Source organism: Streptomyces sp. MB09-01 (assembly GCF_033794505.1).
Classification (GTDB): Bacteria; Actinomycetota; Actinomycetes; order Streptomycetales; family Streptomycetaceae; genus Streptomyces.
The window spans coordinates 1-7,837 of record NZ_JARAYQ010000326.1 but is presented as its reverse complement, the minus strand read 5'-3'; the positions used below and the strand labels follow the sequence as shown (position 1 = coordinate 7,837).

At 69.6% G+C, this 7,837-nt stretch carries 8 protein-coding genes and 1 pseudogene; 3 read left to right on the top strand and 6 right to left on the bottom strand.

The features are described from left to right. From PV721_RS38570 to PV721_RS38545, 6 genes and pseudogenes are all read right to left on the bottom strand, one after another. Positions 1–197 (bottom strand): annotated as a pseudogene (locus tag PV721_RS38570) (4'-phosphopantetheinyl transferase); the annotation flags it as partial. After that, a complete protein-coding gene (locus tag PV721_RS38565; protein WP_319732799.1) occupies positions 194–1,030 on the bottom strand; it encodes an alpha/beta hydrolase in 837 nt (278 codons plus the stop codon). The pseudogene PV721_RS38570 and the gene PV721_RS38565, both read right to left, overlap by 4 nt. Then, the gene (locus PV721_RS38560; RefSeq protein WP_319732797.1) at positions 1,027–1,500 is read right to left on the bottom strand and encodes an SRPBCC family protein; all 474 of its coding nucleotides are present in this window, start codon (positions 1,498–1,500) and stop codon (positions 1,027–1,029) included. Before PV721_RS38560 ends, PV721_RS38565 begins: the two co-directional genes overlap by 4 nt. Positions 1,501–1,600: 100 nt before the next feature. Further along, entirely contained in the window at positions 1,601–3,127 is a 1,527-nt protein-coding gene (locus tag PV721_RS38555; protein WP_319732795.1) for an FAD-binding protein, read from the bottom strand. Between the two features lie 13 nt (positions 3,128–3,140). Beyond that, positions 3,141–4,703, bottom strand: a complete 1,563-nt coding sequence (locus PV721_RS38550) for an NAD(P)/FAD-dependent oxidoreductase (protein WP_319732793.1) — start codon at positions 4,701–4,703, stop codon at positions 3,141–3,143. Positions 4,704–4,713: 10 nt separating this feature from the next. Next, entirely contained in the window at positions 4,714–5,610 is an 897-nt protein-coding gene (locus tag PV721_RS38545; RefSeq protein ID WP_319732791.1) for a class I SAM-dependent methyltransferase, read from the bottom strand. A gap of 205 nt (positions 5,611–5,815) precedes the next feature. On the opposite strand from PV721_RS38545, the gene PV721_RS38540 reads away from it, so the two are divergent. The 3 genes from PV721_RS38540 to PV721_RS38530 are packed head-to-tail and all read left to right on the top strand — an operon-like array spanning position 5,816 to position 7,817. Further along, positions 5,816–6,070: a hypothetical protein gene (locus tag PV721_RS38540; protein ID WP_030390264.1), complete on the top strand. Its 255-nt coding sequence runs from the start codon at positions 5,816–5,818 to the stop codon at positions 6,068–6,070. Between the two features lie 11 nt (positions 6,071–6,081). Continuing rightward, complete coding sequence (locus PV721_RS38535) at positions 6,082–7,068, top strand: ketoacyl-ACP synthase III (RefSeq protein WP_319732789.1); 987 nt, start codon at positions 6,082–6,084, stop codon at positions 7,066–7,068. Then, on the top strand, positions 7,065–7,817 hold the full coding sequence (locus PV721_RS38530) for an SDR family NAD(P)-dependent oxidoreductase (RefSeq protein WP_319732787.1): 753 nt from the start codon (positions 7,065–7,067) through the stop codon (positions 7,815–7,817). Before PV721_RS38535 ends, PV721_RS38530 begins: the two co-directional genes overlap by 4 nt. Positions 7,818–7,837 lie beyond the last annotated feature (20 nt).

The following is a 7,837-nucleotide window of genomic DNA, read 5'->3' as shown; positions in this document are numbered from 1 at the left end:
GGCAGGAGGGGGGCGGCGGGGCGGCCGAGGTCGGCCAGGCAGCGGCGGGCGCAGGCGCGGGCGGTGGCGAACTGTCTGCGCCGGCGGGCGCGTCGGCCCTGCATCAGGGCGGCCTCGGCGGGGAAGAGAGGAGCGGGCGCCGCGTCGTCGAAGGCTTCCGATGACGTGACGCCCGGGGGGAGGAGTTCCTCGATCATCGTGAGGCGAGCTCGGTGACGGCCGCGACCGCGAGGAGCGGACGCTCCAGCGCGAGCATGTGGCCCGCGCCGGGGACCGGTTCGAAGCGGGCGCCGGGCAGGACCTGGGCGAGGGTCTCGGCCAGCGCGATGTCGATCACTTTGTCGCCGTCGCCGTGCAGGACCACGGCGGGGGTGGTGACCGCTTTCAGTGCCTCGCGGACGTCCCAGCCGCGGGTGCAGCGGAAGAAGTCCGCCCGCACGCGCGGTGTGGTGGCGGCGAACATCTGCCGGTTCACGTCGCGCACGACGGGATCCACGCCCTTGCCCATGGTGGAGGCGAGCAGTTTGCCGCCCAGCCAGGGCCGGCGCAGGGCCCGGGTGAAGACCTGGCTGCCCATCATCTTCACCTCGCCGTCCGGGGTGTCCTGGCCGTGGGCCGCCGTGCCCAGCAGCACCAGGCCGCGCAGCCGGCCCGCCGAGGGCGAGGTGGCGGCGTAGGAGAGGGCGGTGAACCCGCCGCCCGAGTGGCCTACGAGGACGGCCTCGCGGGCGTCGGTCTCGCCCAGGACCGCCGCCAGGTCCGCGCTCAGCCGTTCCACCGAGACCGGTGTGCGGCCCAGGGTGGATGCGCCGTGGCCGCGCTGGTCGTAGAGCACCACGCGGTGTCCGGCGCGGATCAGCCGGTCGGCGACGGTGCCCCAGGCGCGGCGGGTGTGTGCCCAGCCGTGCAGCAGGACCACGTCGGCGCGGGCCGGTGTGCCGGTCAGGGGTGCCAGGACGGTCACCGCCAGCTCGGCGCCGTCGTCGGTGCGGACCGTCAGTTCGCTGGTGACCTGCGCAGCGGCGGTCACCGGGGTGCCGCCGACAGCTGCCGGTCCAGCGACTCGAACGCGGCGAGGGTGGCCTTGGAGTGTTCGGCGCCCAGGTCGGCGACCTTGGCCAGGGCCTTGAGCCAGCCGTGCGGGCTGCCGGTGAAGTGCATCGAGACGCGGGTGCGGCCGCCGGGCAGCGGTTCGAGCAGGAAGGTGCTCGGGCCGCGGAAGACGCCGTCGACGTACTCGATGTCGAGGCGGCGGCCGGGCTCCACGGCCACCGTGCGGGAGGTGAAGCGCAGCTTCAGTCCGCCCTTGTCGACGCCCTTGGTGTGGACGACGACGCCCACCGTGCCGCCGACCTCGTCGGGGGCGCCGGAGAGCGCGGTGAACGTGTTGTGCGGGACCCACCACTTCTTCGCGCCGCGGAATTCGGCGACGAGCGCGTCCCAGACGGCATCCGCCGGGGCGTCGATCACCGCCTCGTCGATCAGGTCGTACGTGCTCATCTCTGGGGCCTCCACTCGGTACGGGAAAAGGCGGTGGGGGCGGGGGGCGTCGCTCTCCCCCGCCCCCACCGCCGGGACTTCACAGCCGGCCGGTCTGCCGTCAGGCGAAGAAGCCCTGGCCGGGCGTGAAGATGTTGTTGGGGTCGAACTTCCGCTTGGCGTTGACGAAGCCGGTCCAGCGGTTGCCGAAGTGCTTCTGCCAGTCGGCGCCCGTCATCGGGATCGAGCCCACCAGGTAGCGCTTGGCGCCGCTGGCCACCGCGATGTCGTACAGGCGGCGGTTCTGGTCGATCATGCCCTGGATGTCGGGCTCACCCGGGTTGGGGAAGCGCAGCAGGTCGAAGAGGTAGACCACGGACTCGTTGGGCATCATCGCCAGCGGCCGCTTGATCTTCGAGGTGTAGAACGGGTAGAAGAGCAGGAATCCGCCGCCGAGGGAGTTCGCGTCCAGCTCCTGCTCGACGAGCTTCATGAACGCCTTGGTCTTGGAGGCGGGCAGGAACATGCTCAGCCACGGCTTGGGCGTGTACCAGTGGCCGCCTTCCTTCAGGTACGCCTCGTAGGCGTCGAGGCGGAACATGTAGTCCCGGAAGGAGACGTCCTCGATGACGGCGTCCGCGCGGACGTCCTTCAGGTCGCACAGCAGCTTGGTCCGGTTCGGCGGCGTCGTGTTGTAGGTGGCGCCGACCTCCAGCTTGTACCGCCAGCCGGAGTTGTCCGGGGTGCGGAGCATCTCGCCGGCGTGGACCTGGAACCGGCCGTCGGCCAGCACCTTCTCCGAGTCGGTGAGGTACTGCTCGACCGTGCTGTAGTAGAGGCTGAAGATGACCGCCCGCTTGGGCGCGGGGATCAGCTTGACGGTGGCCCGGACGATGATGCCGACCTGGCCGCCGCCCGAGAGCGCCGCGTGGAACAGTTCCGTGCGCTGGGAGGCGCTGGCGGTGACGAGCCTGCCGTCGCCGGTGATGATGTCGATCGACTGGACCGTGTCGCACAGCAGGCCGTACTTCTGTACGGTGCCGCCGATGCCGCCGATGCTGATGGTGCCGCCGACGGAGATGTACAGGTAGTCGGGCAGGGCCGGCGGGGTCTTGCCCACCTTGAGGGCGGCGTCGGTCAGCTGGCCCCAGGTCACCCCGGCCTCGACGACGGCGGTGTCGCTGCCGATGGAGATGATCTTCGACATGCCCTTGGCGTCGATGGAGATGCCGCCGGGGACGCGGGCCTGGCCGTAGACGGAGTGGGATTCGATGTCGTTGCCGGTGCCGCCCTGGCCGTTGACGGCGACCTTGATGTTGTTCGTGCGGGCGTAGTCGACGATCTTGACGATGTCGTTGATGCCGCCGGGGCGCAGCACCGCCCACGGCTTGCTCGCGGCGCCGTCGAAGAGGTGTCCGAAGTCGTTGGCGAAGGAGTCGACCACGCCCGGGGTCGTCTCCAGGGTCCCGACCAGCCCCGGGACGGGGACGACGTCGGAGTTGCCGGCGGCCTCGGCGGCCGTCGCCCAGGTCTGGGACACGGCGTTCCAGCCGACGACGGCGACGGCCGTGGTCGCGATCCCGCCCAGGACCCGGCGGCGGGACGGCTCGGCGGCGGTGCCCGCGGCAGTTCTGTGGGTGCTGCTCATCTTCGTGCGTCTCCTACTGGTGAGGTACCGGCTTGGTGCTGCGCACCCGGGAAGCGAGCTGGTACTCGCTCAGGTCGAGGCGCTTGGTCCCGCGACGGAAGCGCCAGGTGTAGGTGGGGAAGACCGTCGTGTTGCGGCCGGCTGCGTCGAGGTACCAGCTCTTGCAGCCGCCCGACATCCAGACGGTGCCCTCGAGGTGCCGGTCGAGCGTGCGGTTGTAGGCGTCCTGCGCCTCCTGGCGGACCTCGATGCTGGCCAGGCCGCGCTTCTGCGCCTGCTTGAGGGAGTCCACGACGTACTGGACCTGCGCCTCGATCATCACGGTCTGCGAGGAGTGCCCCAGCGCCGTGTTCGGGCCCAGGAGCATGAAGAGGTTCGGGAAGCCGGCGATGGTGGTGCCGCGGTGGGCGGCCATGCCGTCCTTCCAGGCTTCGCGCAGCTGGACGCCGCCCTTGCCCCAGATGCGGCGGGCGACGGGGCGGTCGGTGGCCTGGAAGCCGGTGCCCAGGATGATGGTGTCGACCTCGCGTTCCACACCGTCGCTGCCTACGATCGACTTGGGGCGGACCTCGGCGATGCCGTCGGTGACGATCTCGACGTTGGGCTGCTGGATCGCCGGGTACCAGGTGTTGGAGAACAGCAGGCGCTTGCACGCCACCAGGTAGTCGGGGGTCAGCTTGGCGCGCAGTGCCTGGTCGGGGACCGACTTCTCGAGGTGGTCGCTCGCCATCTTCTGGACCTTCTCGGCGAGCTTGGGGCGCTTCCAGAAGAAGGCCAGGATCTCCCGGCCCCACATGTTGAAGCCCCGCCGGAACTGCTGGTATCCGGGCAGTGAGCGGAGCATCTTGGTGTGCAGCTCGCTGTTGGCCTTGTCGGGCTTGGGGCCGACCCACGGGGGCGTGCGCTGGTAGAGGTCCAGCTGCCCGACCTCGGGCTGGATCTTGGGGACGAACTGGATGGCGGAGGCGCCGGTGCCGATGACGGCGACGCGGCGGCCGGCCAGGTCGTGGTCGTGGTCCCAGTTCGAGGAGTGGAAGACCTTGCCCTCGAAGTCCGCCAGCCCCTTGATGTCGGGTACGGCGGCCTCGCTGAGGTAGCCGGTGCCGGTGACCAGGAACTGGGCGGTGTAGTGGCCTTGCGAGGTCTCGATCTTCCAGTGCCGCTCGTCCTCGTCCCAGCGGGCGGCCTCCAGCTCGTGTCCGAACCGGATGTGGGGGCGTACGCCGAAGCGGTCGGCCGTGTCGCGGAGGTAGGCGTACAGCTCGTCGCGTGAGGCGAACGTCGACTTCCAGTTCGGGTTGCGGGCGAAGGAGAAGGAGTAGAGGTGGGACATGACGTCGCACGCACAACCGGGATAGCTGTTGTCGCGCCAGGTGCCGCCGACCTCGTCGGCCCGCTCGAACACCAGGAAGTCGTCGATGCCCGACTGCAGCAGTCGGATGGCGGTGCCCAGGCCCGAGAAGCCGGTGCCGATGACCGCGACCCTAAGGTGCCGGGTCGGTCCGCCGCCACCGGGATGCGTCTCGGTGCCCGTACGGGCTCCGCCGTCCTTGGCCGGCTCAAGAATGCTCGTCACGTCGGCCTCCTCAGCGGCGCGTGATGGTGACGCGGAAGTTGTTGAAGAACTTGTCCTCGAGCGTGTACGCGAAGATGTCGAGGTAGCGCTCGAAGCGCGAGACGACCTCTTCGCCCTCCAGGGCCACGGCCTCGTCCCGGCGTTCGGCCAGCAGGACCAGCCAGGCGCGGCAGGCCATCGCGAAGGACTCGCGCTCGTTGACGATCTCGTCGATCTCGAAGAGCCCCTCGGCGGCGGCGGACAGCTCGCTCAGGTGGGGGATGTGGCAGCCCTCGAACTCGGAGCGCTGGAGGAACTTCAGGTCGTCGAGGAGGGCGCGGTTCATCGGCAGCGCCTCGGCGGTCATGGTGTGCAGGACGAACTTCGCGCCCGGGTTGAGGGCGTTCGCGACCTGCTGGAAGAAGTACCGGTAGCGCTTGGTGCGCTCCTTGGGCGGCAGGTTGGAGGAGACGAAGTGCTCCAGGGCGTTGATGCAGAACGCGGCGTCGTACTTCTCGCTGTCGTCGGCGACCTTGTAGTCCGCCCAGCTCTGGACCAGCGTGGTGATGCGCGGGTTGCCGAGGCCGTCGATGAAGGCCTCCTGGGTGCGGGACAGGGTCAGGCCGACGGCCTGCTCCGCGCCGTGCACGGTGGTGAGGCGGTTGAGCATGGTGCCCCAGCCGCAGCCGATGTCCAGGACGCGCTTGGCGCCGCCGGCCGCGACGTTCGCGAGTTCGGCGAACTTGTCGAGCTTGCGCTCCTGCGCCTCGTCCAGGGTGGCGACCAGGTCCTCGCCGTCCTCCCAGTAGCCGCCCGAGTACATCATCGTGGGGCCCAGCAGGAGCCGGTAGAAATCGTTGCTGACCTCGTAGTGGTGCCTGATCGCATCGACCTCGGGGTCCACCGACTTGGGGGCGACCGTTGTCATCCTGATCCTCTTTCCTGCGTGTCCGGCGGGCCGTGTTTCCGAATTCGCGACCGAGAAAACCCGATGCCCCGCAAGGTGTGCGCAAGAAGGCCGGGAATCAGGATCCGGGGCGGTGTTGCGTCTTCCTTGCGGGGGCGGAGCTTTTATCACTCTCGAAAACCAGACACGCACTGCCGAGTTGCATTGCCGAGAGAGGACCGACCCCATGTCGCTGCCCACCATCGAAGAACTGGCGAGCCAGCTCGAGGCCGTCTCGGGTGCCGCGGAGGTCAGCCCCGACGCCCCGCTCCAGCACATTGCGGACGTCGACTCGCTGGACCTGATGGAGTGGCTGTACGGATTCCAGAACCAGTACCCGCACATCCCGGCCGACGAGTCCCTCTTCGCGGACCTCGACGACACGACCACGCTGCGTGACGTGTACGCGAAGATCGTCGACCTCGTCCCGGCTCAGGCGTAGCGAGGGGTGACGTGACCGGCTTCGACATCACCGGGTGGGGCATGTCCGTACCCGAACGCATCGTCACCAGCGCCGAACTCGCGACACGTTTCGGCGTCGACGAGCACTGGGTCGTCAGCCGCTGCGGGATCCGCGAGCGGCGGGCGGTCGACCCGGGGCAGACCACCGCCTCCCTGGCCGTCGAGGCCGGCCGGCGTGCTCTGGAGAAGGCCGGGCTGACCGGCGCCGACATCGCCCACCTCATCGTCGCGACCGCCACGCCCGAGCAGCCGTCCCCGGCGACGTCCGCGTTCGTCCACCACGAACTGGGCATCTCGGGGAGCGCGCACGACGTCAACTCCGAGTGCGCGGGCTTCGTCTACGGGCTGGTGTCGGCGATGGCGCTGATCGCCATCGATCCCCGGCCGATCCTGCTGATCGGCTCCGACACCCATACCCTGACGGCCAACCCGGCCGACCGGGACCTGTCCATCCTCGTCGGCGACGGGGCGGGCGCGGTCGTCCTGCAGCCGGGCGCGGAGAACCGGGTCAAGGCGTGGAACCTGGGCGCCGACGGCGCCTGCACCGGCTCGCTGAAGGTGCTGGCCGGCGGCAGCCGGATGCCGACGACCCAGGAGACGCTCGACGCGGGCCTGCACTACGCGCAGATCAACGGCAACGAGATCTACCTCAACGCCGTCCGCTACACCGTCCGTACGGTGCGCGAGACGCTGGAGAGCGCCAAGGTGGACGCGGCCGATGTGGACCATGTGGTTCCGCACCAGGCCAACATCCGGATCATCAACTCGATCCTGTCGCACACCGGCCTGCGGCAGGAGGCTTTGATCACCAACCTCCAGAAGTACGGCAACACGGCTTCGGCGTCGATCCCGATCGCGCTGACCGAGGCCTTGGAGGAGGGCCGTATCAAGGCCGGTGACAAGGTCTTGCTGGCCGGCTTCGGAGCCGGCATGACCTGGGGTTCGATCCTGATGGAGTGGGGCGGTGTCGCGGCATGAGCAAGAACGGTGCAGGCCAGCGGCCCGAGTCCCCGGTCGCGCTCGTGACCGGTGCCTCGGGCGGCCTCGGCCAGGCCCTGGCGCTCGAACTCGACGCGCTGGGCTGCCGGGTCGCGGTCCACTACAACAGTGCCCGTGAGGCCGCCGAGGCCGTCCGGGAGAAGCTGGTGAACCCGTCGGTGCTGGTCACCGGGGACGTCGGTTCGTGGGAGGCCACCCAGGCCCTCCACGAGGCGATATCGGCCGAGCTCGGCCCGGTGGACGTCCTCGTCAACAACGGGGCGATCCGCAAGGACAGCCTCATGGCGATGCAGAACCCGGCGGACTGGGCGCAGGTCATCCAGACCAACCTGATCGGGTCGTTCCACACCGCCCGGGTGGCGGTGCCGCACATGCTGCGCCAGCGGTGGGGCCGGGTGGTCAACATCGTGTCCCCGTCGGGCATCATCGCGACGGCCGGGCAGACGGCGTACTCGGCGTCCAAGGCGGGTCTGATCGGCTTCACCCGGACGCTCGCGTCCGAGTGCGGCCGGCGCGGGGTGACGGTGAACGCGCTGTCCCCCGGGTTCATGATCACGGGTATGACGAACACCCTCCCGGACCGGGTCATCGAGGGCATGGAGGGCAAGGCCCCAATCCCCCGGTTCGTCACGGTCGAGGAGGTCGCCCGCAGCGCCCGCCTCTTCCTCGAGCAGGACTGCATGACGGGCCAGGTCATCAGCATCGACAGCGGCGTGTCCATCACCTGACCCCCCGGCCTCCCCTCCCC